General features: G+C 27.9%; 20 protein-coding genes. 5 read left to right on the top strand and 15 right to left on the bottom strand.

Features of this window, described 5'->3' with window-relative positions; all coding sequences use genetic code 11:
- Window positions 1-162: 162 nt before the first annotated feature.
- From KI686_RS07810 to KI686_RS07790, 5 genes are all read right to left on the bottom strand, one after another.
- Entirely contained in the window at window positions 163-2,889 is a 2,727-nt protein-coding gene (locus tag KI686_RS07810) for a TonB-dependent receptor (RefSeq protein ID WP_237588721.1), read from the bottom strand.
- Between the two features lie 106 nt (window positions 2,890-2,995).
- A complete protein-coding gene (locus KI686_RS07805; protein WP_237588720.1) occupies window positions 2,996-5,653 on the bottom strand; it encodes a TonB-dependent receptor in 2,658 nt (885 codons plus the stop codon).
- A gap of 158 nt (window positions 5,654-5,811) precedes the next feature.
- Window positions 5,812-8,748, bottom strand: coding sequence for a TonB-dependent receptor (locus tag KI686_RS07800; RefSeq protein ID WP_237588719.1), 2,937 nt, complete (start codon window positions 8,746-8,748; stop codon window positions 5,812-5,814).
- Between the two features lie 20 nt (window positions 8,749-8,768).
- Window positions 8,769-9,758 (bottom strand): FecR family protein, encoded by a 990-nt coding sequence (locus tag KI686_RS07795; RefSeq protein ID WP_237588718.1) that lies wholly within the window; start codon window positions 9,756-9,758, stop codon window positions 8,769-8,771.
- A 72-nt stretch (window positions 9,759-9,830) separates the two neighbouring features.
- Window positions 9,831-10,394: an RNA polymerase sigma factor gene (locus KI686_RS07790; RefSeq protein WP_237588717.1), complete on the bottom strand. Its 564-nt coding sequence runs from the start codon at window positions 10,392-10,394 to the stop codon at window positions 9,831-9,833.
- 129 nt (window positions 10,395-10,523) lie between these two features.
- Between KI686_RS07790 and ychF the strand changes: the two genes are divergently transcribed.
- On the top strand, window positions 10,524-11,615 hold the full coding sequence (ychF, locus tag KI686_RS07785) for a redox-regulated ATPase YchF (protein ID WP_237588716.1): 1,092 nt from the start codon (window positions 10,524-10,526) through the stop codon (window positions 11,613-11,615).
- A gap of 90 nt (window positions 11,616-11,705) precedes the next feature.
- Here the strand turns inward: ychF and KI686_RS07780 are convergent, their stop codons facing one another.
- Window positions 11,706-12,584, bottom strand: a complete 879-nt coding sequence (locus KI686_RS07780; protein WP_237588715.1) for a hypothetical protein — start codon at window positions 12,582-12,584, stop codon at window positions 11,706-11,708.
- A gap of 244 nt (window positions 12,585-12,828) precedes the next feature.
- Between KI686_RS07780 and KI686_RS07775 the strand changes: the two genes are divergently transcribed.
- Window positions 12,829-13,317 (top strand): DinB family protein, encoded by a 489-nt coding sequence (locus KI686_RS07775; RefSeq protein ID WP_237588714.1) that lies wholly within the window; start codon window positions 12,829-12,831, stop codon window positions 13,315-13,317.
- Between the two features lie 6 nt (window positions 13,318-13,323).
- On the opposite strand, the gene KI686_RS07770 is transcribed toward KI686_RS07775, so the two are convergent.
- The 9 genes from KI686_RS07770 to rplS form a co-directional block, all read right to left on the bottom strand.
- Complete coding sequence (locus tag KI686_RS07770; protein ID WP_237588713.1) at window positions 13,324-14,319, bottom strand: DUF6695 family protein; 996 nt, start codon at window positions 14,317-14,319, stop codon at window positions 13,324-13,326.
- An 11-nt stretch (window positions 14,320-14,330) separates the two neighbouring features.
- A complete protein-coding gene (locus KI686_RS07765) occupies window positions 14,331-14,573 on the bottom strand; it encodes a DUF6095 family protein (protein WP_237588712.1) in 243 nt (80 codons plus the stop codon).
- On the bottom strand, window positions 14,573-15,382 hold the full coding sequence (gene murQ, locus KI686_RS07760; RefSeq protein WP_237588711.1) for an N-acetylmuramic acid 6-phosphate etherase: 810 nt from the start codon (window positions 15,380-15,382) through the stop codon (window positions 14,573-14,575). The genes KI686_RS07765 and murQ overlap by 1 nt, the downstream gene beginning before the upstream one ends.
- 144 nt (window positions 15,383-15,526) lie before the next feature.
- Window positions 15,527-16,357, bottom strand: coding sequence for a DUF4249 family protein (locus KI686_RS07755; protein ID WP_237588710.1), 831 nt, complete (start codon window positions 16,355-16,357; stop codon window positions 15,527-15,529).
- Between the two features lie 17 nt (window positions 16,358-16,374).
- Window positions 16,375-18,753, bottom strand: a complete 2,379-nt coding sequence (locus KI686_RS07750) for a TonB-dependent receptor (RefSeq protein WP_237588709.1) — start codon at window positions 18,751-18,753, stop codon at window positions 16,375-16,377.
- A gap of 44 nt (window positions 18,754-18,797) precedes the next feature.
- A complete protein-coding gene (locus tag KI686_RS07745) occupies window positions 18,798-20,255 on the bottom strand; it encodes a TolC family protein (protein WP_237588708.1) in 1,458 nt (485 codons plus the stop codon).
- 35 nt (window positions 20,256-20,290) lie between these two features.
- Entirely contained in the window at window positions 20,291-21,646 is a 1,356-nt protein-coding gene (locus KI686_RS07740; protein ID WP_237588707.1) for an ABC transporter permease, read from the bottom strand.
- Entirely contained in the window at window positions 21,643-22,893 is a 1,251-nt protein-coding gene (locus tag KI686_RS07735; protein ID WP_237588706.1) for an efflux RND transporter periplasmic adaptor subunit, read from the bottom strand. Before KI686_RS07735 ends, KI686_RS07740 begins: the two co-directional genes overlap by 4 nt.
- A 300-nt stretch (window positions 22,894-23,193) precedes the next feature.
- Window positions 23,194-23,544 carry a 50S ribosomal protein L19 gene (gene rplS / locus KI686_RS07730; RefSeq protein ID WP_237588705.1) on the bottom strand — a complete coding sequence of 117 codons (351 nt, stop codon included), beginning with the start codon at window positions 23,542-23,544 and terminating at the stop codon, window positions 23,194-23,196.
- A 264-nt stretch (window positions 23,545-23,808) separates the two neighbouring features.
- Here rplS and KI686_RS07725 point away from each other — a divergent pair, with 264 nt between their 5' ends.
- The 3 genes from KI686_RS07725 to KI686_RS07715 all read left to right on the top strand — a co-directional run bounded on the left by KI686_RS07725 (window position 23,809) and on the right by KI686_RS07715 (window position 26,763).
- A complete protein-coding gene (locus KI686_RS07725) occupies window positions 23,809-24,510 on the top strand; it encodes a phosphatase PAP2 family protein (RefSeq protein ID WP_237588704.1) in 702 nt (233 codons plus the stop codon).
- Window positions 24,510-26,009 carry an ArnT family glycosyltransferase gene (locus tag KI686_RS07720; protein WP_237588703.1) on the top strand — a complete coding sequence of 500 codons (1,500 nt, stop codon included), beginning with the start codon at window positions 24,510-24,512 and terminating at the stop codon, window positions 26,007-26,009. Before KI686_RS07725 ends, KI686_RS07720 begins: the two co-directional genes overlap by 1 nt.
- Window positions 26,010-26,166: 157 nt before the next feature.
- Window positions 26,167-26,763, top strand: a complete 597-nt coding sequence (locus KI686_RS07715) for a lactoylglutathione lyase family protein (RefSeq protein WP_237588702.1) — start codon at window positions 26,167-26,169, stop codon at window positions 26,761-26,763.
- The last annotated feature ends 14 nt before the right edge of the window (window positions 26,764-26,777 follow it).

Raw genomic sequence — 26,777 nt, 5'->3', positions numbered from 1 at the left:
TAAATTTAGGTTAAAACGAATGTTTTTATGTTATAAAAATTAACCAAATGGTTGATGCTTAGGTTTTAATAAATGTAATTCTAAATTATCAATTTTTTTTAAACAAAAAAGACTCAAATCATTTGATTTGAGTCTTTAAGAATTAAATTTTTTAATTGCTTTTTATAAGCTAAAGCTAAGTCTTGTAAAATAATAAGCTCCATCAGATCCCATTTGTACAGAGTCTGCAAAACCACCTTGATCTGTCCATCCATCAAATTGTGAAGTTGGATAAATATTAAATAAGTTATTTGCACCTAATGTAAGGCTTACTTTTTCTGATATTTGATATCCTAAACTTAAATCTGTTGTAATTAAAGAATTATAGGTATCTGTTGCAACCTCATATAAAGCATCTGCTTCTGCTTGTGTTGTTGGAGGCGAATCTACCCATTGAAAATCTTGCAACTGTACTTCACTAAATTTAGTTAAAGTTACATTTGCATTAAACTTTTTTCTAATGTATCCTAAATTCAATCCAAATTTATAATCTGGTGCAGCTGCTTCTAAGTAAGCTTGAGAAAAACCACTAAAGAAAGTAAAAGGATTTAAATCTCCATTATGTACTTCTTTAATATCTAAGTTATTTAAATTACCTATTAAACCAATATTTATTTTATCATCATTACCTAAAGTAGTTTTATAATTTAAAACAATGTCTAAACCTGTAGTTTTAGTATCTACACCGTTTGCAAAAAACTGGGCAGCATCTACATTTAAAGGACCTAAAATAGATTGATCTGTAAAATTGTCTGTTAAAATAATTCTATCATCAACAGCTATAGAATAAGCGTCTATAGTAGCAGTAAATCCATTTTTTTTGTAAGTAAAACCAATACTTGTATTTATAGCTTTTTCTTCTTGTAAAGAACCAATACCAAATGCTTGTGTAACAGTACTATTATTAGCAGATAATAAAGAAGGTACAGATGTACCAGCAACAATATTTGTAAATTTTAAGTTGTAATAAATTTGAGCTAAAGAAGGAGCTCTAAAACCACTAGAAACAGAACCTCTAAAAGATAAATTATCATTTACTTTATATCTACTAGCTAGTTTGTAATTAAAAGTACTACCAAAATCGCTATAATTTTCATAACGTAAAGCTGCGCTTAATAAAAAACTTTCACTTAAATTAACTTCTGTATCAAAGTAAAGACCTAAATTAGTTCTGCTTCTATCTACTTCGTTATCTGGACTGTATCCAGGAAAACCTTGAGATCCACCCGGAAGAACATCTCCATTAGAATCTGTAGCTACATTTTGTAGAGCTGGGTTTGTTAATATAACTCCATTTTCATCATATAAACCATAAGATGATTCTTCGCCAGAGAAAATTTGAAAATTTTCTGTTCTGTATTCTAATCCGAAAGCAATATTAATTCCTTCTGCAGCTTCTTCAAAATATTTATTAAAATCTAATCCGGTAGTGTTTTGAGATAAGCTATGTCCACCTGCATCAAAATCTGTAGGCGAAGCGCTACCTAGAGAAGCGTTATTAGAGTCTTTAATAAAATAATGGAATTTATTCATACCATAAGTGTTATTAAAATCAACTTCCCAACCACTATCTAAAATATGTTTTACTCCTGCAGATATTGAGTTGTCTGTAATAATAGAAGTAATTCTAGGGGTAAAACCATCAGGATATATACTAGGTACAGATCTATTGTCGCCATCATCAAAACTATCTCTAGAAAAAGCATAGGCGTCTGTATCTCTATAATTTCTTCCACCAAAAACATAAAATTCTGTTTCTTCAGAAATAGGGATAATAGAGTTTACCATAAAGTTAAAACCATCTACGCCAGCACTACCATAACCTTTTCTCCAAGAAAAACCAGGTCTAAGAGTTTTGTTTTTAGATAAAAACTCTGTTGTAAAATTAATAAAACCACCTATGTCATTTATTTTAGCACCATAATTAAAATCTAATTTTACAGTTTCACCATCAAAATTTTTATCTTTTCCGTCAAGTCTATTTTTACCTTCTACATTGTATAGTTCTGGTTCCCATCCGTCTTGAGTATCAAATATTTGTTGTGCAAAATCTCCACCTACAGCCGTACTATAAGCACCATAAGTTACTCCGGCAGAAACACCATCTGTATCGTCTTTTAAAACAATATTAATAACACCAGCTATGGCATCAGAACCATATTGTGCAGAAGCTCCATCTCTTAAAACCTCAATTCTTTTAATTGCAGCAGAAGGAATTGCGTTTAAATCTGTACCAGAGTTTCCACGACCTCTTGTACCAAAAATGTTAACTAATGAAGATTGATGTCTTCTTTTACCGTTAATTAAAACCAATGTTTGATCTGGCCCCAAACCTCTTAAAGATGCAGGTACAATATGATCGGCTCCATCAGAACCAGATTGTTTTGTAGCGTTAAAAGAAGGTGCTGCAAATTGTAAAATATCGTTAATTTCTACCTTACCACTTTTAATAGCTAAATCTTGTACATCTATAATATCAACAGGTACAGGAGTGTCTACGGCTGTTCTTTTTGAGTTTCTAGAACCAACAACAACAACTTCGTCTAGAGCGTTATCTTCTTTTATAATTATGGTTAAAAAAGAAGTGTCTATTACTTTAATTGTTTTTGTTTCAAAACCCATAGATGATACTACAATTGTAGTAGGTATTGTAGATAATTTTATAGAAAAACTACCATCATCATTAGAGGCAACACCGTTAGATGTTCCTTTTTCAATAATATTCATATAAGGCAATCCTTCGCCAGATTCATCTGTAACTTTACCTTTTACGGTTTGTGCTGTTAACCCTAAAGGCAACATAAATAAAAAGGTAATTGTAAATAATTTATATATTATTTTTTGTTTCATAAAATAAAATTTTGTCCTTTTAAGTTTAAAAAAACCTCCTCAAAAAAAAATAATTTCTTAAAGAGGAGGAATTCAAATCCAAATAATTAATTCAATAAAAAAAATATTAGAATTGAACGTTTAGTCCAACACTAAAGTTTGTTCCCATTATACCTAATTGTTGTACTTCTGATGAGTAAGTAAATCTAGATCCTGCTTCTGCAGTATTAGTAGAAGTTAAAGTTTCGTCTGGGTAAACATCAAAAATATTATTGATGTTTGCGCTAAATGTTATTTTATCTGTTAATCTGTATCCAAAACCTAAATCTGTCGAAATTTTTGAAGATAAATCTTGATCTTCTCCATTAGCTATTTCTACACCATTAGAATCGAAACCACCAGAAGGAGCTGTAATTGTAACTTTACCAAAACGAGTATTGTTAAAAGAAATATCCCATTTATCTGCAACATAATTTAATCCTAAAATCATTTTAGATTTTGGTCTAGAGTTAATGATTAAACCTTGTTCTTGTCTATCAAAAATATTGTAACCAGCATCTGCTATAGTTTGTGGAGTTGTAATTGCATCAATTGTTGTTTCATTAAAGTTAGCAGCAAAACTTGTATGTAATTTACCAGTTTCTCCAATCTCTATATTTCTATAGTTTAATACAATATCTGCACCAGTTGTTTTTGTATCACCAGCATTAATAAATACTTGTACAGCAACTACATTATTGTCTTCTAAAATTTGTTCTACAGGGTTTACAGTAGTATCATCGCTATCAGATCCAATTTGTGAAGAAAATAAAACTCTATCGTCTACATTAATTTGATAAAAGTCTACAGAAGCAGAAAAGTTACTGTTAAATTTATAAGTTAAACCAGCAGATAAATTTCTAGAAATTTCATGAGTTAAACTAGGTACACCTAAAGCTTGTACGGCAGGATTGTCGTTTGCTAAAGTTCCTTGTAATAATGGCTCTGATGAACCTGCAACAATAATGTATTGACTAAGAGTAATGTGAGATTGGTGTAGTGTTGGTGCTCTAAAACCAGTACTGTAAGAAGCTCTTAATGCTCCTTTATCACCAAGTTTATAACGTCCGTTGGCTTTCCAAGAAAAATTATCACCAGCATCTGTAAAATCTTCATATCTACCAGCAATTCCTAATAAAAAATCATCTGTAATATCATATTCTATTTGAGAGTATAAGGCAAAATTGTTTCTAGACCATTTACCAGCTTCATCTGGTTTAATACCAGCAAAAGAATCTGAACCAGCACCGTAATAAGATAATGGATCTCCTTCTAACGCTTTAAATATTTCTTGTTTATATTCTAATCCTAAAGCAATACCAACTGCATCAGATAATTGACTAGTAACATCAAAATTACCTACAATATTTGTAAAACCATAACCACCAGGCTTAAAAGTTCTTGGTGAAGTTCCGTGATCTGCTAAATAATCTCTATTAACAGAGTTGTTTACTGTAACATCTACATCATTAGATCCATAAGTTACACTTGCATCTGCTTGCCAACCTTCTGCTAAAGGAAATCTTATACCAAGAGAGTTAACATGATCGTTAATTGTTGTTTCAAAAGTTGGTTGATAACCAATAAAATCATCTGGATCTGCTGTTAAAAAGTTAGCATCAGCAACATCATTTCTCCAATAAGGAGCTCTGTAGTAGGCAAAACTTTGTCCATTTCTAGTTGTAAAGCCATGAAAAGAATATAATGTAGAATTTTCTCCTATTGGATGCTCCATATTTACAAAAATGTCTTTCTTTTCCATTTCTGGTTGTCCAACTGTCATACCTGCTTTAGGGTTTTCTTCTAACCAAGCAATATCTCTTGCAGTTGTTCCTACGTCAGTTACATCACCAGCTCTGTTTGTAATTGCTTGCTTGTAGTAACCTAATGTAATGTTTACAAATCCACCTTCACCAAAATTAAAAGCAGTATTAAAATCTGAAGAAAAATTAAATCCATCATTTTCTGATGTGATACCTGCTTTAGATGTAAATGTAGAATAGTTTACATCTTTTTTAAGAATAATATTCATTACCCCTGCAATTGCATCAGATCCATAAATTGCAGAAGCTCCGTCTCTTAAAACCTCAACTCTTTCTATAGCTGCTGTAGGTATACTTTTTAAATCTACACCAACTTCTCCTTTACCAGGTGTTCTGTTTAAATAAACTTGCGCACTTTGGTTTTTACGTTTACCGTTTATTAAAACCAATGTTCTACTTGGGCCTAAACCACGTAAATCTGCAGGATCGTAGTGAGCAGTTGCATCTGAAATGGCTTGGTTTTGAGAGTTGAATGAAGGTACTTTAAAAGTTAACATTCTGTCTAAAGTAGGTTTACCACTTTTAGTTAGTTCAGAAACATCTATATTATCAATTGGTACAGGAGAATCTAGAATTGTTCTAGGTTTTGTTCTGTTACCAGTAACAACAACCTCGTCTAAAGCGTTGTCTTCTTTAACAACAATTGTTAAATAAGAATCTTTTGTTACAGGTACTGTTTTGGTTTCGTAGCCCATAGATGATACGACTAGTGTTGTTGGTAAACTTTTTATTGTTATGGTAAAAACACCAAAGTCATCAGTAAGCACACCGTTAGATGTTCCTTTTTCAATAATATTCATGTAAGGTAATCCTTCTCCGGATGAATCTGTTACTTTACCTTTTATTGTTTGTGCTGTTAACCCTAAAGGCAACATAAATAAAAAGGTAATTGCACAAAATTTTAATAGATAATTCTGTCTCATAAAATAAATTATTAGTTAATAAATGTTTTTTTAATTGTTCTTACAATTGTAAAATGTAAGTGTTCATTTATTACATAAGCCAATAAAAGAAAAAGTATACTCTTTAAAATTGATTTATTTTTAAAGAAAGTTGTAAAACATGTAATTTAATTCATTGATTACAGTTCTATGTTGATTTTTGTGTAATAAAATGAGCCATTTAATCCCATTTGTGTAGCGTCCCATAATCCACCGCTATCTGTATAGCCATCTTGTTGTGTAGGGTAAATGTTAAATAAGTTGTTAACACCTAATTGTAAGTTGATTAAGTTAGAAAATTGATAGCTAAAATGTAAATCTGTAGTAACTTTAGGTTTGTAAAAATCGGTAGCAGCAATTAATCTTTCTTTTTCTGAATTGTTAAAGTTAGCTAAGCTTTGGTTTATTTGCCAGTCGATTAATTTTATTTGACTGAATCTTGTAAAGTTTAAAGAGGTTTTAATTTTTTTATATTCATAACCTAAACCAAAAATAAATTTACTTTTAGGTGCAGATGCTAATAAAAATTGTTGTTCTCTTTCTCCAAAAAAAGTTTCTTTATTTAAAGATTTATTTTTTATTTCTGTAATATTCATGTTATTAATATTACCGGATAAGTCAAAAGAAAAAATATTATCGTTAATTTTTTTGTTCCAATTAATAATTAAATCTAGTCCAGCAGTTTTTGTATTTACACCGTTTGCAAAAAACTGAACATTATCAATACCAACACCAAGTGAGGTTGCATCAAAATTACCGCTTAATATAATTCTATCTGTAATGTCTACAAAATAAGCATCTATAGCAGCGTTAAAATTATTATTTAATTTTGAAGAGAAACCAATGCTAAAATTTTTAGCTTTTTCTTCTTTTAATTTTTCAATATTAAATTTTCTAGCAATTGCGCTATTATTTGCTACTAAAACAGATTCTGATGGTGAATTACCAATAAAGTTAGTAAAAGTTAAATTATAATATTTTTGAGCTAAAGAAGGTGCTCTAAAACCAGTACTAAAAGAACTTCTTAAATTTATTTTTTTGTTTATTTTTAATCTAGAAGCTAGTTTAAAATTTAGAGTACTACCAAAATCGCTATAAAACTCGTATCGTAAAGCACTACCAAACATTAAGTTTTTAGAAAAGTCTATTTCTGAATCTGCATAAATACTAAAATTAGATCTATGTCTGTTTATTTCGTTATCAGGAGAATAGCCAGGGAACCCTTGTGATCCGCCAGGTCTTATTACTCCGTTGTATGTTTTATAATCAGACAAAGGTGTTTGCGAGTTTGCAATAAGACCATTAGTATCATATGTTGCGTAAGAACCTACTTCTCCAGCAAAAATTTTATATTTATCTAGTCTATATTCTAATCCTAAAGCAATATTGTAGCCATAAGAATTGGTTTTTATATATCTAGAAAAATCTATACTTGTAGTGTTTTGACTTAATTGATGACCACCAGCATCAAACTCTGTTGACGAGTATTCTTCTAACGTGGCATTTAATGTGTTTTTTATATAATAGTGAAAATTATTAAGCCCAAAAGTATTATTGATGTCAATATTCCATTTTTTAAAATCAGTTATTAAACCTACAGACAAAGAGTTGTCTAATATATTTGATGTAATTAAAGGATTAAAGCCGTTTGGGTAAATATCAATAACATTTCTTTCGCTATTAAATTTTCTGGTAAAAGCATAAGCTTCTGTGTTTTTGTAGTTAATACCTCCGTTTAAATATAGTTTTGTGCTTTTATAAATAGGTGTTTCTGAGTTTACAAAAAGACTTATGTTTTTAACTGCTGCCTGACCAAATTTTTCTCTAATTTCAGTTCCTTTTCTTAAGGTATTGTCATTAGATAATAATTCTACAGTAAAATTTAAAAAACCTTCTTTGTTTATTTTTGTACCATAATTTAAGCCTAATTTATAGGTAAAACCATCTACTTTTGTAGGCATAACATTATCTGTGTTTGCATTGTAAAAACCTAAAGTAGAGTTAACATTTAGTTGGTTATCTGTATCTTTTAAAACAATATTTAATACACCTGCAATAGCATCAGAACCATATTGGGCAGAGGCACCGTCTCTTAATAATTCTATCCTTTTTATTGCAGAAATAGGTATTGCGTTTAAATCTGTACCAGAATTTCCTCTACCTCTTGTACCATATAAATTAATAAGCGATGCTTGATGTCTTCTTTTTCCGTTGATTAAAACTAGAGTTTGGTCTGGTCCTAAACCTCTAATTGTTGCAGGGTCTATATGGTCTGCTCCGTCTGCTCCAGATTGTTTTGTAGCGTTAAAAGACGGAATTACATACTGTAAAAACTGATTGATTTCTAATAAACTATTTTTTGTTGAAGATTTTTTTATATCTATAAAATCTATAGCAACAGGAGATTCGTTTGCAACTCTATTTTTATTTCTAGACCCAACTATTTGTACTTCTTCTAATTCTTGCCCAGAGAGCAAAGTAATAGTTTCAAATTTATTAGGGAGTAATTTAATAGTTTTAGATTGATGTCCTAAATAACTAACAACTACCTTGTTGTCTTTTTTTATTTTAAACTCAAAAATTCCGTCTTTATTAGTAGTGGCGCCTTTTAAAGAGTTTTTATCTTGCAAAGTAGCTCCGCTAAGTGGTGTATTGTCAGAGCTTAAAACAATGCCTTTTACGGTAATTATAGTGTTGTTAAAAGTGCTATCAATATTGTTTTTATTTGATAAAATAGAATCTTTGTAGGTAGAATAATTATAAGATGTTAATAATTGTTTAGGATAAATTACATAATAACTATTGCCTAAATCATCAAAAAGAAAAGAAGTTAGTTTTTCTAAAAGAGAAATAGATTCTTTTAAATTTAAATTAACAAAACCTTGTTCTTGAATAAAATGATTGTCTAGTAAATTAGCTTTATAGGTAAAGAATATATGATGTCTGTTACTAATGCTATCTAACAGCCTAACTAAAGGAATTCTTTCTTTTTTGTTTTCTTGTGCAAAAGATTTATTAATAGTAAAAACCATAAAAAAAAGTATAATTAATTTTATGTATACTAATTTTTTATGCATCTATAACTTTAAAATTATGCTTATTTTTTACTGATAATTAGATTGTTATCTTTTTTTTCAATAACCACATTTACAGATTTTTCAATAGCTTTTAAACAAATGTCAATATTTGTAATAGGAACCGCACCTGTAATTAAAGTATTTTTACTTGCTTCATCATTAAAAAAAATAGAATAACCATAAGTTTCTTCTATTTTTTTCATGGCTTTTACCAAGGATAAGTTTTCAAATAATAAAGAACCATCTTTCCAAGATGTTTTTACTGTAGAATTTACAATTTCTGTATTCTCTAAAATTTCTTTCTTTTCTGATGAGTAAGAGATAAAATTACCTGGAATCATTTTTTTATCACCACCATTTTTTAGTTTTAACCATATACTTCCTTCTTCTAAGAATACATCAGTTTTTTGTTTTTTTGTATTAACATTAAAAGAAGTACCATAAACTTCTACAGATAAATCATCTGTAATCACATAAAATTTAGCATTAGTAACAAGTTTTTTATCAACCTGAAAAAAAGCTTCACCTTTTAACCAAACTTTTCTACTTTCATTTTTGTAGTATGATAAGCTAGAGTTAGCATTTAAGGTTACGTTACTACCATCTTTTAGTTTTATTTTTAATATTTCGCCAAAATTGGTTTTGTGAGTAATTTTAGCATTGTTATTAATAAAATAAATACCAAAAGAAATTAATAAAAGAATAGAAGCTGCAATGCTAAGAGGTTTTAGAGTTCTTATTTTTCTTTTAGGTGTTGGTTTTTTAGCTTCTATTTTAGCTTCTAATTTTTTCCACTCAAAAGAAACTTTTTCTTTGGTAACAAAATTTTTATTGAAAGGTATGCCTAAAACAAGATCTTTAGCTTGGTTTACCAATTCTTTTTTATCTGGGTTATTGGCTATCCAAAAATCCCAAAAACCTATATCGGTTCCGTTGTTTTGATGTACCCAATTTTCAAAAGAATGATCGTCTAAAAAATCATTTATATTATTGTACTGTTTTTTAATCATTTTATTAATATATCAATATACACTTATAAAAGCTGTTATATTGTTTTTTATACTCTATATTTTTAAGAAATCTTATTTAAATAATTTTAAAATAGAAATTTCTTCTTTTAAGTTTTTCATTGCCTTGTGTAATGTATTTACAACACTTTGGTAATTTATATCCATTATATTGGCAATTTCAGATGCTTTTAAGCCACTATAATATTTTAAATAAATGGCTTCTTTTTGTCTTTTTGGTAAATTGTTTAATAACTTATTTAATTTTTTATTTTTAAAAATTTCTGTTTCGTGTTTTGTAATTATTTCTTCAGCAGAAAATTGAATGTCAACAAAGTTTTCTGCAGAAAAATCTGTTTGTACAAGTTTTTCATTCTTTTTTAAAACCTTAATTAAAAACCTTTTGTATGATGTAAATAAATAAGGAGCAATATTATCTATATCAGATAAATTTTGTCTATGTTCATAAATATATAAAAAGAAATCTTGTAAAGTATCTTCTGTAAGAGCAACGTTTTTACAGATTTTTAAACCATAATTATGTAATTGTGGATAATAGCTTTCAAAAAGCACAGAAAAGGCATTCAAGTCACCTTCTTTTAATGCTTTCCAAACATATTGATCTGTTATTTTTTCCATTATTATGATTCTTAATATTGAAGAATAAAAACTAAAGTAAATAAAAATGATGATTCTACGCTTTCTTTCTTTATTTAATTTAATTTTTATGAAAGTTACTCTATATTTGCACTCGCAAAATTTATTTACATGAAAGCTGGAATTGTAGGATTACCAAACGTAGGAAAATCAACTTTATTTAACTGTTTATCTAATGCAAAAGCGCAAAGTGCTAACTTTCCTTTTTGTACTATAGAACCTAATATTGGGGTAGTAAATGTGCCAGATGAAAGGTTGCAAAAATTAGAAGAGTTGGTTAAGCCAGAAAAAGTACAACCTGCTACCGTAGAAATAGTTGATATTGCAGGTTTAGTAAGAGGTGCTAGTAAAGGAGAAGGTTTAGGAAACCAATTTTTAGCTAATATTAGAGAAACTGATGCAATTATACATGTTTTAAGATGTTTTGATAATGATAATATTATTCATGTAGATAGTACTATAGATCCTGTTAGAGATAAAGAAACTATAGATATAGAGCTGCAGTTAAAAGATTTAGAAACGGTAGAAAAGCGTTTAGAGAGAGTTAAAAGAACTGCAAAAACTGGTAATAAAGAAGCACAAGCAGAATTAGTAATTTTATTAAAAATTCAAGAAGTTTTATTACAAGGTTTATCTGTAAGAACAATAGAATTTACAGAAAAAGAAGAAGAATTTGTTTCAACATTACAATTAATAACATCTAAACCAGTATTATATGTTTGTAATGTAGATGAAGGATCTGCTGTTTCTGGTAATGCTTATGTAGAAAAAGTTAAAGAAATTGTTGCAAATGAAAATGCAGAGGTTCTTATTTTAGCAGTGGGTACAGAAGCAGATATTAATGAGTTAGATGATTATGAAGAGCGTCAGATGTTTTTAGCAGATATTGGTTTAGATGAACCAGGATCTTCTAAATTAATTAGAGCAGCATATAAATTATTAAACTTACAAACTTATTTTACTGCCGGAGTAAAAGAAGTAAGAGCTTGGACAATTAATATAGGAGATACAGCACCACAAGCAGCAGGAGTAATACACACCGATTTTGAAAAAGGTTTTATTAGAGCAGAAGTTATTAAATATGAAGATTATGTTGCTTTAGGTAGTGAGGCTAAAGTTAAAGAAGCTGGTAAATTATCTGTAGAAGGTAAAGAGTATATTGTACAAGATGGAGATATGATGAATTTTAGATTTAATGTATAAATTATTGATAAGATTTGTTAAAATAAACAAAGAAGAGGATTAAGTAAAATACTTAATCCTCTTTTTTTATATATGTCTAATTATAAAATTTTAACCTCTTTTTTTATCTTTACTTGTACTCTTATTGTCTTTACTTTTTTTAGTAGTTGTACGTTTTTTATAAGTGTTATTATTTCTAGTACTTGTTTTAGAGTTATTATTTGTAGTAGATCTTCTATACGTTGTAATCTTATTATTGTTATTTCTTTGATTTGTATTGTTTTTTCTAACATTATTGTTAGATGGTTTTCTGTAAGAGTTATTACTTCTTTTTACTACACTAGAAGAATTTCTTTTAATGTTTGTAACTACAGGCTTTCTTCTTCTTAAAATTTGACTTCTTTTACCAATTTTGGCATTCGGTTTTGCTCTATAATAAAAGTATCTATTATCTTCTCTAATTTTAGAGTAATTTCTAGAGAAATCTCTATGATAAAAATAAGCATTGTTATAATCAAAAATATCCCCGATGTTTAAATTAATTCTAATTCCATTAAAAGAAAAATAATTATTTTTTACGTTTCCATTAAATATAGGATATCCCCATCTATCATAACTAATTCTTAAATTACCAACTCTTGTTAGTTGTCCTCTATAATACCTCATAGAAACATTACCTATTCTAGTTACGTTTCCAAAACTATCATAATTAATGTAAGAGTTACCTACTTTTCTAATTCTTCCTCTAAAATCTCTATCAATATTAATGTTTCTTCTAATCAACCTTCCATTACGGTCGTAAAAATCTGGGTTAAAATCAAATTCTCCATTTATAAAAACAAAAAACTCAACTCCTTTTTCTTCAAAACTAACGGCATCATCTAAAGAATAATTAAACGAGTATGTATTTGGTAAATTATTGTTGTTATTGGCTTCTAGGGTTGATACCATTATAAACATTCCTAGTAATAAAAGTAATCCTTTTTTCATGATATATGGTTTTAAGATTCTGCCTACTCTAATTGCTTTTCGGCTTTCGCATTTGTTTAGATATTTTCAAAGAGCGTGCCAAAAAAATAAAATAGAGTTATTATCGTTTTTTTTACAAGGTTTTTTTGTTTTTTAAATTATTGTTTTTCAGTATTTTAAGTTATGTTTTGATTTATTTTAGAAATTTTAGAAAAGAACTCGTAAATTGACCAAAATTTAAACGACCAACAAGTAAATATTTTTTATGATTAGTGCTATTGAGAATAACTTACAAAGAGGAGTTAATTTATTAAAGGTAATTTCTGATGAACAATACTCTAATAGTTCTGTAGGTCCTTACCATTCTACAATAGGAGGGCATATGAGACATGTTTTAGATGTTTTTTCTTGTATATTTAAAGGTGTAGATAATAATTTTGTAGACTTTTCTGTTAGAGAAAGAAATGAATTAGCAGAAAAACAAACAAGTAAAGGGATCGAGTATTTTGAAGAGATTATTCTTAAACTTAAAGATCTTAATATAGAAGATTTTGATAAAGAGATTAGTGTCTGTGATGATATGGGATTAGGTAAAGAAACCGCAAAGTATACATTAGCAGCAACTTTAATGCAAGCACATAGTCATGCAATTCATCACTTTGCAAGTATTGGTTATCTTGTTTACCAATTAGAAATAGAATTGCCAGATGCAGATTTTGGTTATAATCCTACATCACCAAAAAAAGGAAAGTAAGTTTATTTAACTTATTTTTTGTAAAGTATAAATTTTTTGATTCTGTTTAATAATTGCTTCTTTACAATTGGTAGGATGTATAAATTTATGTTCTTTTTGATGATTAAAACATTTTTGATCAACAATAAAAACAGCTTCAAAATCTTTTAATCCAGTAGAATTATATCTAGATATTTTATAAGAAGTTTTATCTATTTGTTCTTCAATTTTAAACCAAGCTCCGCTACCAATTCCACCAAGCCAATGACCATTTTTTAAGTTAAAAACTTTATAATTGGGGTATTCTGTACCCTCTAAATTAGGTTCTCCATAAAACTTTTTAAAGAATGCTGTTTTATATTCTTTAATAACAGATCTGTTTTTATAAGGAGTAATTTTTTGGTTTTTTACAGTATAAATTTTATTGGTAGAGTTTCCTTTTATAACGTTTCCTATAGGACTAGGCGTAAGAGTATTCGATTTTTTTAATTGATACTTTATTTTCTTATTTACAGAAGATGCTATAATTGCATCTGTTACAAATCTTGCACAATTTGTTCCTTTTTTAATAAAAGCTCCGTAAGGAATTTCTTTTTGATTGATTAATTGATAAATAAAATTATGAGCTTTTTCAAAATCAATTTCACTGTGAATGCTCGCAACTAATCGTCCATCACCATGTGTTTTTTCTGGATGATTTTCTAACCAAAGTAAAATTTCTTTTAAGTTAGATAAATTACCGTCTTTAAAAGTAGCTTTTATAGAAATAAGAACATCAGGATCTGTTTCTTTGCATCTTACACGTCCATTTCCATAAGTAGTAATATACCTACCAAAATCGTAATAATTTATTTCAGAAGTATTTTTTTTAATTAACAATAAAGCAGCATGGCCAGCTTGTACAGCATGTTTACCTCCAATACCAAGTAAAGGTAAATATTTACTAGAAGGTTCCCAATAAGCAGGTCTTACAACTGTATCTGGGTAAGACAATATAACAATTATACCATTTGATTTTTGCATTATTCTTTTAACTAATTATTAAAAATGGCTCTCAATAAAATTTTAAATGTTTTAAAAGAGAAATAAATCGAAAAAATAACTAGTAATACAGCAATACTTAAAATAATATAAGATATATACTCTTCTGGAGTGTCTTTATAATTTTTTAAAGCCTTAAAACCTACCGTAAGCACTATCGGAGAAGCTATGTATAATATTAATAATAAGCTTAAATATTTAATGCCTTTACCTAGTAAGTTTAAATTAGTGCTCATTATTTATAGTTTTTTATAGCGTTTCTTACGTTGCCAAATTTATCAATAAGACTACTAGCTTCATTTATGTCTATATTTAGTTCTTTAACTAACATTTTTTGGCCTCTTTCTACTAATTTGTTGTTAGAGAGTTGCATATCTACCATTTTATTGCCTTTAATTTTTCCTAATTGAATCATAGTAGCAGTAGAAAGCATGTTTAAAACTAGCTTTTGTGCAGTACCAGCTTTCATTCTAGAACTACCTGTAACAAATTCAGGACCAACAACAACATCAACAGGAAAATTGGCTGTATTAGATAAAGGACTGTTTTTATTACAAGAAATACAACCTGTAGTAATATTGTTTTTATTACATTTTTCTAAAGCAGCAATTACATAAGGTGTTGTGCCAGAGGCAGCAATACCAACTACAATATCTTTACTAGATATATTATGTTTTTTTAAATCTAACCAACCTTGTTTTATAGAATCTTCTGCAAACTCAACAGATTCTCTAATAGCAATATCTCCACCAGCAATAATACCAATTACTACATTGTTAGAAACACCAAAAGTTGGCGGACATTCAGAAGCATCTACAACACCTAATCTACCAGAAGTACCTGCACCAATGTAAAAAAGTCTTCCACCATTTTGTAATTTATTTACAATCTGTTTAATTAAGATTTCTATTTGTGGTAAAGATTTTTCTACTGCTAAAGGAACAGTTTTATCTTCGTTATTTATATTATTTAAGATATCAGATACAGACATCTTTTCTAGATGATTGTATTTAGAATCTTGTTCTGTAGTTTTTATAAAATTCATGGGCCAAAAATACAGAATTATGTCTTAATGTTAGATTATTTTTTTGGGCGTTTTAACGGGCTTTACACTGTATCTTTTTTTAAGAAAAATAAAAAAAGGATGCCGTTTCAATCCCTAACGCAAGGTTAGTTTTAAAAAAATAATTTAATTTTTTTCAACCAATTCAAGTGTAAAAACATCTGTTTCTGCAATATGAAAATATCCTAAAGGAAAATTTTCTTCTTGTGTGGTATTAATCATGTTACCTAATAAAGAAGATGGTATAGACTCAAAAGGTCCACCACCACTTCCGCCACTTTGACTATTTAAAATTTGAAAGTAGGTATAGTATTCTTTTGTAATTCCTAATATTTTTAAATTTACAGTTTCTGGTAAATCAACTTCATCTTCACTATAAAAAAAAGAAAAATTATATTCTGCACCATCAAAAAAAGTATCATCAATGGTTGTGTAAAGATTTTTATCAAAATTAAATAAATAGTAATTTTCTACTAAAGGTTCATCAACAAAAGATATTTTTAACTCGGTTTCTTCACCAGAAAATAAGGTTTCATCACCCTGTACAACACTTGTAAATGGTGTAGATTTTACTTTAGTGGCTTTACCTTTATAAATTTCATCATCATAAATAACAGTTAATTCATATTCTACATCATTAGCAGGTATAAAAGAAGAAGTTGGTTTGTAATTACCTTCATCATCTATGGTAGAGTAGTTAATAATAGTATTGTCTGCCAAATTTGTTATAAAAACTGTAGCATCTGTTACAGCAGGTATTTCTTCATCAAAATAATCTGAAGACAAAGAAAGTTTTATGTTAGAGTTTGTTGTTATACTGTCTTGGTTAAAATACACTTCTAAAGCTGCATCAATAATTAATTTTGGCTGAATAGAAGGTACATCAATCTCTACTACTTTTTCGCATTTAGAGAAAATGAATATAAAAAGGATAAAAATTATTTTTATTTTTTTCATCTGATTAATAATAGAGATTAAAAGTTAAAATTATAAGTAACCGATGGTACTAAACCAAAAATAGAGGTTTGTATGGCTTCATTTCTGTAAGTTTCGCTATTTTGAGTAAAACTGATAGAAGCAGCATTTTGTCTGCCGTAAAGGTTGTAAAAACCAAAAACCCATTCTCCTTGCCATTTTCTATTTTTATTTTTTTCTGGTGTTAATGTGGCAGAAATATCTAGTCGATGATATGCGGGTAATCTATCTGCATTTCTTCTATTATCATCATAAATTGGTACATTAAGGCCTTGTATTTCATATTGACCAACAGGGTAGTTAGTAGGTTGACCAGTTTGGAATACAAAGTTGGCATTAAATTTCCATTTATCATTAAAATCAAAACTTCCGTTTATAGAAAAATCATGTGTTTTGTCATACGGAGTATTATACCATTGTCCTCCGTTTATACCAGGTTCAATAGCGGTTCTACCTTTTGTTAATTGTTCTGATTTTGATAGCGTATAAGAAAACCATCCTTTAAATCTTCCTTCGTTTTTTTTAATTAACAATTCTAAACCATAAGCTCTTGCTTGTCCGTTTAAAATAACGGTTTCTATTTCATCATTAGCAACTAAATTAGCTCCGTTTATATAATCTATTCTATTTTGAATGTCTTTATAAAAAGCTTCTGTTTCTATGGTATAATCTCCTTCTTTTAAAGATTTAAAATAACCAATAGCATATTGATCTAGTAGTTGAGGTTTTATGTATTTACCACTAGGAGTCCAAACATCTAAAGGAGTAGGAGATGAGGTGTTAGATAATAAGTGTAAATATTGAGCCATTTTATTATAGCTCGCTTTTATAGAAGTATAATCGTTTATTGTGTAAGATATTGAAGCTCTTGGCTCTAAATTATTAAAACTACTTATAACATCGCTTCTTTTAAAAGTTTCTGTACCAATAGCATCTGCAGATTCATATTTTTTAAATTCGCTATTGTAAATTACAGCTTCATCATTTGCATAAATATTTAATTCATCTTGCCCTAATCTTGTAAAATTACTAAAACGAATTCCGTATTGCAATCTTAATTTATCATTTATTTTATGCTCTGCATCTATGTAAGCCGCAAATTCATTGGCATATTTATCAATTAGTTTATTGGCAACAATACCAGAATCGTCTCTATTTGGTTCAATTTCTCCAGGATTAAATTTGCTATAAATATCATTAATTCCGTAACTAAGTTTAAAGTTATTATTAATGTAGTGTTTAAAATCGTATTTAATATTATAGTTTGTAATACCAGAATCCCATTTAAAACCAATAAAATCTAGGGTTAAACCATAAAAATAATCAGAATAAATAAGAGATAAGTTAGAGAATAACTTGTCTGAAAAAAGATGATTCCATCGTAAGTTACCTACTTTATTTCCGTATTCGTTTACAAAACTTTCATTAATACCAAAAACATCTTTACCAAAATAGCCAGAGAAAAACAGGTTGTTTTTATCATTTATTCTATAATTTAATTTTGTGTTTAAATCATAAAAATAGGCCTTGTTATCGTTATCAAAAAGAGGTAAAAATAAATGTGCATAAGAAGATCTACCACCAACTAGAAATGATATTTTTTCTTTTTTTATTGGACCTTCAATTAATAATCTTGATGAAACCAACCCTACACCACCAGTAACTTTAAAATCTTTACTATTTCCTTCTTTTTGATAGATGTCTAAAACAGAAGATAATCTTCCGCCATATTTAGCAGGAATTCCGCCTTTATACAATTTTACATCTTTAATAACATCTGGATTAAATACTGAGAAAAAACCAAATAAGTGAGATGAGTTAAATACGGTTGCTTCATCTAATAAAATTAAATTTTGATCTGCTGCACCACCTCTAACGTTAAAACCAGAAGCGCCTTCACCAGCACTTGTTACACCTGGTAATAGGATTAGTGATTTAATAATATCTGCTTCCCCAAGAACAACAGGAATTTCTTTAATAGTTGCAGATGTAAGTTTGTTAACACTCATTTGAGGTGTTCTAACATTTAGTTTTTCTACATTACCTTCTATAACTATTTCTTCTAAACTTTCTGTTTCTTCTTTTAATTTAAAATTTTGAGTAATTTTATTATTAAGGTTTATAGTTTCTACTATTGTAGAATATCCTAAATAACTTATTTGCATTTTGTATGTTCCTTCTGGCAAAGTAACTGAGTAAAAACCATATTCATTAGTGGTTGTACCCGTATTAACTTCAGGGAAAAAAATAGAAACTCCTATTAATGTCTCATTACTTTTATCATCATAAACAGTACCGCTAATGGTATGTTTATTTTGACTGAAAATAGTAATGGAGAATATGAATGCAAAAAAAAGAAAATATTTTTCCTTAATCATTTTGTTTAATTTATATTTAAATATAATAAACAAAAATACATTATTTAATTATAAATAATATCTTCTACTTCAATTTTTTTATTTTTTATAAAATCGTAAAGTGTAAGTTTTCTTAAAGTATAATAATCTAACCAAAATTTTTCTAGAGAATTTAAATATTGTAAAACAGATTTATCTTTTTCTTGAAGTGCTAAATTTAAATCTGTTATTGTAATTTTACCTAGAACAAATCTCTTTTTAGTGATATCGTACCTTCTAATAGCAATTTCTTGTGCTTTTTCAGCAGTTTCTAAAAAATTACGTTGATTTTGCCAATTTAATACATGTAAATATATTTCTTGTTCAAATTCTTGTTTGTCTTGTTCTATATTTGTGTTTATTAAATCTTTATTTGCTTCTACCAACTTTCTTCTAGATTTAGAAACTCCCCAATCTAAGATAGGAATTCCTAAAGATAATGTTACATATTGTTGCTGGTTGTAGTTTTTAAATAATTCATTAAAAACATTACCTTGTTGAGATACACCAAAGTTTGCGTTTAAACTTAATTGTATTCTATTATTACCTTTTACTTCTGCAACATTTCTTTCTGCTTCTAATCTTTTTCGCCTAAACTCTATAACTGCTTTTCTATTTTCTTTAGCTTCTTCTAAAGCTTTTTTTACTGTAACTGTAAATGTTGATAGTTCTTTTGGTATACTTAGTAAAAAGTTTTCTGTATCTATAGATAGGTATCTAGATAAATTTTGTGAGGTCTTTTTTAAGTTAATTTCGTTTGTGGTTAATTCATTTTTAGAGTTTAAAACAGAAAGTTCTATTTGTAATAAATCATTTTCTGCAATTTTTCCCATTTTAAATCTTCCTTTAGATATTTTAAATAATGTATCTTGGTTTGATAAATTTGAAATTGCGATTCTGGTTTGAACTTGTGCTTTTAATAACGCAAAATATCTTGTAGCTGTGTTTAAAGATATTTGTTCCATATTTTCTATTAATTCTCTTTTAGCTTCTTCATAAAGCATTGGCTCAATTTTTTTATCCCATTTAAATTGATTGTAGAAAAGAGAGTTTTGACTATAATTTATAGAAAAAGGAGTAAGTGCAAAACCAGTTGAATTAATATCTCCGTAAACATCAACTCTTTCTAATTGAGAGCTAAAAGAAATTGTACCTCCGGTTAATGCAATATTTTGATTTAAGGAAAGATTACCTTCTAATCTAGATTGATTAGATCTTACAAAAATATCTTGTCCACTATCATTTGTAATTCTGTTTACAGAATTTAAATATTGTGGTATTGTTGCGTCTAACCTTAATTGAGGTAAAAAACTAGCTTCATAATTTTTAAACCTCCAGTAACTTGATTGATTCTGATTTAATATCGTTTGATAATCTGGAGAGTTTTTTTGTGCAATATTAATGGCTTCTTTTAGAGTAATTTGTCTTTGACTAAAAGTAGAATATGATAATAATAAAGCAAATAGGATAAGTATCTTTTTCATTTTTAAATAGGTTATTTTACAACAATTTTTCATTTTTATTCTGATCTTAAGGCTTCTATAGGTCTTTTTCTAGCAGCAGATTTAGCAGGAAAAATACCAAAAGTAAGCCCTACCATAACGGCAATAAAAAAAGAAGTTAAAATAGAACTTAGTGATAAAATAGTTTCTATACCAGAAAATATCTCTATAACGTAAGCTCCAATAACGCCTAAAATGATTCCTATAATTCCGCCACCAACACTTATAAGCACCGATTCTGATAAGAATTGTAAAATAACATCTTCTTCTGTTGCGCCAATAGCACGAATTATTCCTATTTCTTTGGTTCTTTCTAGTACAGAAGCAAGCATAATATTCATAATTCCAATTCCTCCAATTAGTAAAGAAATTCCTGCAATAATGCTTAATACTATATTAAAAATTTGCTTGGTTTTTTGTTGTTGTTTTAATAATTGAATAGGTATACTAATTTCAAAGTCTAAGATATCATTATGTCTACGAACTAACATTTTACTTAAAACTTCTGCGGTTGCTTTTAATTCATCAGAATTAAAAACTTGAATAGTTAATTTATCAACTTGATGATAATTACCTCTATAATTTTTCTTCTTAGGTCCGTTATTGTTTGTGTTTTTAACATTTACATCATCTACAATTATTTTTCTATCCTTGTATCTAACTAAAAAAGTATTTGTTGGTATATAAATATCTTCATTTAAATCTCTAATACCTAAGTTTTCTTGCGCTTTATCTGATATTAATTTTTCTTCTATAACACCAATAACTTGTAACCATACATCTTTTACCTTTACTTGTTTACCAATAGCACTTTCTCCAGTAAATAATTTTTTTTCAACCTTTTTACCTACAATACATACTGGTAAGGCATTTTTTATTTGATAGTTAGAAAATATTTTTCCTTTTTCTAAGTGAATGTTTGATGTTGTTAAAAAATCATTTGTAATCCCTATTAATTTTACAGAATGCTGTCTTCCATTATTAATTACATAAGTGTTTAATATAATTTCTGGACTAACAATTTTAACACTCGGAATTTGATTTTTTATATTTTTAACGTCTAATAAATCTAAACCTTTAGAGAATCGTTTACTTTCTGTTTTGTTAGATTCTTCTTCGTCTTCACTAAGATTATCATTTTTTTCATCAGGTATTGGGGTAACTACAATGTTGTTTACACCAACTAATTCTAACTGAGATAGTATTTCTTTTTCAGCTCCGTTACCTATTGCTAACATTGTAATTACAGAAGCAACACCAAAAATAATACCTAATGCTGTTAAAAATGTACGTACTTTGTTTGTTTTAATAAACCAAAAAGCTTCTTGAAAGTTAGATTTTAGTTTTTCTAAAAGTATTTTATCAATTATCATTTTTCTAAAGGTATTATACTTTTATCTTCTAAATTTTCTGGCTTATTTAAAAAAACCAAATCATTTTCTTTTAATCCTTTATTAATAATAATTGTTTCGTTATTAGACAGTCCAAGGTCAACTTGTTTTTTTTCTATAGATAAACCAGATTTTACATAAGCATAACTAATTGAATCTTTTGAAAAAATGGCTTCTAAAGGCATCATTAAAACATTATCAACTTTTTTTATGAGTATTCTATTAGCAGTTGTCATACCAGGCCTAATATTTTTATTGGTACCATTAAGCTTTATCAAAACTTGAAAAAGTTTAATATCAGATCCGGCTCTTGTTTCTCCTACATTAGCAACCTCTGTTACAACACCGTCTATTTCAATTTCAGGAAAAGCATCAAACCCAACTTTAACGGTTAAGCCTTTATTAATTTTTCTAATATCAACTTCGTTGCTATAAGTTTTCGATTCCATTTTGGTTAAATCTGGTAAACTTGCAATTGCGGGTTCCCAAGGAGAAATGGTAGAACCTACTTTTTTCTTGACTCCATTCCATTCTTTCACATAAGTTACCATACCTTCATCTTTTGAATGGATGGTAAAATTTTTCTGAAGGTCTAATAAATCTGTTATTTGTTTTTTTATTTTAGATACTTCTGTACCAACTTCAATCATTTTTGCATTTGCCTGATTTTTTTTGATAGAATAATCTTCTGTTTTTTCTTTTAAATCTCTTTCTAACTTTTCAATTTTAATTTCTAACTGTCTAATTATTCCAGGGGCTTCGTATTGAGATTGTTTAAACTCTAATTTATTTTCTTCAATATCAAATAATAAATCTTTAATAGAGTTACGTTCTTGTTTTAAGCTAAGAGTAGTATCTAATTGCTGTTGTGTGTATTTAGATTCTGCTTTTTCTAAATTTAATTGAGCATCTAAAATTTTACCATTAAGTTCAGAAACATCAAGTTTACCTATATAATCACCTTTTTTTATAACGGTACCTTCGGGTACTAAATCTTGAATCTTTATACTATACAAACCAAACCTCATTGCATTACTAGGGCCATTAATTTGTATAGAACTTGTAGATTGTGCTTCTCCAGAAATAAAAACTTCATTTATAAAGGTTCCTTTTGTAACTTTTGCAGTTAAATAGGTTTCATCGTTTGAAGCGATGGAAAAATAATTATAAGTTAAGTAGATTCCAATTATGGCAATAATTGAAAATAGAGCAATTTTTTTCTTAGACATTAGCTTTTAGTTTAGGTGGTTTATACCAAAGCTAAGAAAAAAAGAATAGTTAAAGTGCTCTTTTTGTTTGAATTATGATAAAATTATGAGAATTAATAGAAAAATATTAATTTTTAAACACTGTAAAAAACAATTAAAACTATTTTTTTAGTTGTAAAAAATAAATTTTTAAGAGAAAGTGAGACGTTTTTTTTGATAAAATGAAATATAAAGATGATATAATCTGTTATTGTGTATTTTATACTAAAAAAGGCGTTGTAAATTTTACAACGCCTTTTTAATATTTTAGAATAAAAGATATTATCTTCTTTTTTCAGTAATTCTAGCTTTTTTACCAGTAAGACCTCTAAAGTAGAAAATACGAGCTCTACGTACTTTACCTCTTTTGTTAACTTCAATTTTTTGAATAGAAGGTAAGTTTATAGGGAAAATTCTTTCTACACCTACAGTACCAGACATTTTTCTGATTGTAAAAGTTTCTGAAGTTCCTGCACCTCTTTTTTGAATAACAACACCTCTAAAGAACTGAGTACGAGTTTTGTTTCCTTCTTTAATTTCGTAATACACAGTAATTGTATCACCTGCTGCAAATTCTGCAAATTCTTTTTTTGTTACAAATTCGTCTTGTACAAATTTTACTAAAGATTCCATATCTTATAAATTATTAGTTTGTTGTAAACTAACATTCACGATTTCTTCGTCAGAGGTTAATTTAGCGGTTGCAAATTTATGCTATTTTTTTTATTTGCAAACCAAAAGTTTAGTTTTTTTTATATTAAGTTTTCTCTTGTTAAAATTAAGAAAACATTGTTTTTCAATTAATTGTATTCTAATTATTTATATAGACTTAAAGGTGTTTTAATGTTACTATTATATAGGTAAAATAGTTTTAGGTTATAACTTAACCAATACAAAATGCAACAAGTAATACTTTTAAACAGACGATTAAGTAAAAAATCTAGTAACAAATCGTCTAAAAAACTTTTAAAAATTAAAGATAATCTATTCTTAATTTTGTCAGATATAAAGCAAGAAATTATAATTATTTACAGCTTGTTTTTTTTAGTATCCTTAGCTTTTATTATGTTTTTTAATAAATCTACATTGCATTTAAAAATAAATCAGTTTCATTCTTCTTTTTTTGATGTTCTTTTTAAATACAGTACTTTTTTAGGTGATGGAGTAATTTTTGCAATTTTAGGAGTTGCGTTCTTTTTTATTAAAAGAAAAATGACTTACGTGTTTCTAGTAAGTGGTGTTTTAACTTTGTTGATAACTCATCTATTCAAAAAAATCCTTTTTAAAGGAACATTAAGACCTGCAGCTGCTTTAGGTGAAGAAAATTTACATTTAATAGACGGAGTAAAAATAGCAATGATGAACTCTTTTCCGTCTGGACATACAACAACCGCTTTTGCTATTTTTACTATTTTGTGTTTGTATTTTGCCAAATGTAAGTCGCAATATTTGTGGATTTCTTTAGCAATTATTGCCGGATTTTCTAGAGTGTATTTATCTCAACATTTTTTGGTAGATATTTTTGTAGGTTCTTTTATTGGTATTTTAATAGGTATTACAAGTATGGCTATTTTTAGCAAGCCTAAAAGTATTTATTAATGCAGTTATCGTATAAAAAATCAGTTTTTGTTTTAATCATAATAAGTACTGTTTTTAGACTTTTTTGGGCAAGCCAATTAGAGTTTGGTAATGATGAGGTTTATTATTGGTTGTATGCCAAATACCCAGATATTAGTCATTTTGATCATCCAGCAATGGTTGGGTTTTTCATTCAGTTTTTTACTGCAAATTTGTATTTCGATTCTGAACTAACCATACGATTAGCTTCAATTTTACCTACAAGTATTGCCATGTATATTGTTTTTTTAATAGGAAAATATTTAAAAGACGATTTTGTTGGTTTTATAAGTGTATTGCTTTACAACATTAGTATTTATGGGTTAATTATTTCTGGAACTTTTATTTTGCCAGATGCGCCTATGGTTCTGTTTTGGTTGTTGGCTTTTTATTTTTTAATGCAAGTAATTCCTTATCAACCTAAAAGAGAAAATTTACTAAAATTATTCTTAGGATTTTTATGTATTGGTTTGGCTATTTATTCTAAATATCAAGCGGTGTATTTATTGTTTGGTGTTGGTTTGTATGTAATACTTTTTAATAGAAAATGGTTGAAAAAATGGCAGTTTTATGTTGCTTTTATTTTTCCGATTTTAGCAGTTGCAATTATTTATTATTGGAATTATCAAAACGATTTTATTAGCTATAAATTCCATAATAATAGAGTTTCTTTATTTAGTTTGCATTTTAATAAAGATTCTTTTCTAAGAGAAATTGTAGGACAAATTGTTTATAACAATCCATATATTTTTGTGGCTATCATTTTAATGATGGTTGCTATAATCAAGAAAAAGTTTCTTTTTGATCAGCAAAAAATATATTTCTTTTTGTTGTTTACAATTCCGCTAATAGCAACAACTGTTTATTTATCTTTTTCTAGAGATACGCTGCCACATTGGTCTGGTGTTTCTTACATAACGCTGCTACCTTTATTAGCGATGTATGTTTCATCAAAAAAAAATATCAAAAGAAACCTAATAAGAGGTTTTACTTTTCTTGTAATTCTGCTAAGTTTTATCACTTTAGAAATTAATAATGGATGGATTTTGCCATTTAAACCATCAAAAACAAAAGAAACTTTAGGTAGAAAAGATGCATTGATGGATTTGTACGGTTGGCAACAAGCGGCTAAAAAAGTAACAGAAGTTTTACAAGAAAATAAATTAACCAGTTTGCCAATAATTTCTGATAATTGGTATCCTGCAGCACATATAGATTATTATTTTGCAAGACCCAATAATATGTTGGTTTATGGAGTAGGAGAGTTGCCAAAAATTCATAAATATTTTTGGATTAATAAAAAAAATCCACCTTTAATAAATAATGAAGTTCTGTATATTACTGATAGTAGAAATTATAAAAATCCAAAAGAAATTTATGACGATAAATACAATCAATTTAATTTAATAGAAACCATACCAATTTTTAGAAATAAAGAAACGGTTAAAAACGTTTTTATTTTTCGGTTGATAAAAGATTAAGAATTTTTTTTAAGTTAAAATTATTTCATCTTTTTTTGTTCTATAAGAGGTTGTAAATCATGATAGTACACGTTTTTGTAACTATGTGATGTTCTGGTAACTTATTGTTTTACATGTATTTGTGCTGTAGTTTTGCACTAAATTTAAAATAATAAAAATGAACAAATTTTTAAAAATGACCTTTTGTGTTTTCATGATTTCTACAATCGGTTATGCACAAACTGTTAAAAAAGCAGATTATTCTAAGAATATAGAAAAACCTTACCCAAGAACTTTTTCTCATATAGGTATTACTGTACCAGATATTGAGAAAGCGGTAAAGTTTTATACAGAAGTATTGGGTTTTTATATAATTATGGAGCCAACTGTAATAAAAGAAGAGAATGAAACTGCTATTGGTCAAATGTGTATTGATGTGTTTGGTACAGGATGGAAAACCTTTAATATTGCACATCTTTCTACAGGTGATAGAATAGGAGTTGAGTTGTTTGAATTTCCGCAGAGTAAAGATTTAAAACCAACTTTTGAGCCGTTTAAAACGGGATTATTTCACTTTGCAATTCAAGATCCAGATATAGAAGGATTGGTAAAGAAAATTGTAGCTGCTGGTGGTAAACAAAGAATGCCAATTAGAGAATATTATCCAGGAGAAAAACCATACCGTATGTGTTATGTAGAAGACCCTTTTGGTAATGTTTTTGAGGTTTATTCACATTCTTACGAACTGAATTATTCTGCAGGAGCTTATAACTAGTTAAAAAAATAATT

The sequence above is a fragment of the Polaribacter sargassicola genome, assembly GCF_021991835.1.
GTDB classification, from domain to species: Bacteria; Bacteroidota; Bacteroidia; order Flavobacteriales; family Flavobacteriaceae; genus Polaribacter; species Polaribacter sargassicola.
Note: the sequence above shows the minus strand (reverse complement) of the source record. Positions and strands in the feature narration are given on the sequence as shown.

Bases quoted from the DNA above. Each gene is read 5' to 3' on its own strand.
- murQ (WP_237588711.1), bottom strand. From the start codon at position 15,382: ATGAATTTTATAAAAACTACAGAACAAGATTCTAAATACAATCATCTA.
- KI686_RS07805 (WP_237588720.1), bottom strand. From the start codon at position 5,653: ATGAGACAGAATTATCTATTAAAATTTTGTGCAATTACCTTTTTATTT.
- KI686_RS07800 (WP_237588719.1), bottom strand. From the start codon at position 8,748: ATGCATAAAAAATTAGTATACATAAAATTAATTATACTTTTTTTTATG.
- KI686_RS07725 (WP_237588704.1), top strand. From the start codon at position 23,809: ATGCAACAAGTAATACTTTTAAACAGACGATTAAGTAAAAAATCTAGT.
- KI686_RS07790 (WP_237588717.1), bottom strand. From the start codon at position 10,394: ATGGAAAAAATAACAGATCAATATGTTTGGAAAGCATTAAAAGAAGGT.
- KI686_RS07735 (WP_237588706.1), bottom strand. From the start codon at position 22,893: ATGTCTAAGAAAAAAATTGCTCTATTTTCAATTATTGCCATAATTGGA.
- KI686_RS07720 (WP_237588703.1), top strand. From the start codon at position 24,510: ATGCAGTTATCGTATAAAAAATCAGTTTTTGTTTTAATCATAATAAGT.
- KI686_RS07745 (WP_237588708.1), bottom strand. From the start codon at position 20,255: ATGAAAAAGATACTTATCCTATTTGCTTTATTATTATCATATTCTACT.
- KI686_RS07810 (WP_237588721.1), bottom strand. From the start codon at position 2,889: ATGAAACAAAAAATAATATATAAATTATTTACAATTACCTTTTTATTT.
- ychF (WP_237588716.1), top strand. From the start codon at position 10,524: ATGAAAGCTGGAATTGTAGGATTACCAAACGTAGGAAAATCAACTTTA.
- KI686_RS07715 (WP_237588702.1), top strand. From the start codon at position 26,167: ATGAACAAATTTTTAAAAATGACCTTTTGTGTTTTCATGATTTCTACA.
- KI686_RS07795 (WP_237588718.1), bottom strand. From the start codon at position 9,758: ATGATTAAAAAACAGTACAATAATATAAATGATTTTTTAGACGATCAT.
- KI686_RS07755 (WP_237588710.1), bottom strand. From the start codon at position 16,357: ATGAAAAAAATAAAAATAATTTTTATCCTTTTTATATTCATTTTCTCT.
- rplS (WP_237588705.1), bottom strand. From the start codon at position 23,544: ATGGAATCTTTAGTAAAATTTGTACAAGACGAATTTGTAACAAAAAAA.
- KI686_RS07775 (WP_237588714.1), top strand. From the start codon at position 12,829: ATGATTAGTGCTATTGAGAATAACTTACAAAGAGGAGTTAATTTATTA.
- KI686_RS07770 (WP_237588713.1), bottom strand. From the start codon at position 14,319: ATGCAAAAATCAAATGGTATAATTGTTATATTGTCTTACCCAGATACA.
- KI686_RS07780 (WP_237588715.1), bottom strand. From the start codon at position 12,584: ATGAAAAAAGGATTACTTTTATTACTAGGAATGTTTATAATGGTATCA.
- KI686_RS07765 (WP_237588712.1), bottom strand. From the start codon at position 14,573: ATGAGCACTAATTTAAACTTACTAGGTAAAGGCATTAAATATTTAAGC.
- KI686_RS07740 (WP_237588707.1), bottom strand. From the start codon at position 21,646: ATGATAATTGATAAAATACTTTTAGAAAAACTAAAATCTAACTTTCAA.
- KI686_RS07750 (WP_237588709.1), bottom strand. From the start codon at position 18,753: ATGATTAAGGAAAAATATTTTCTTTTTTTTGCATTCATATTCTCCATT.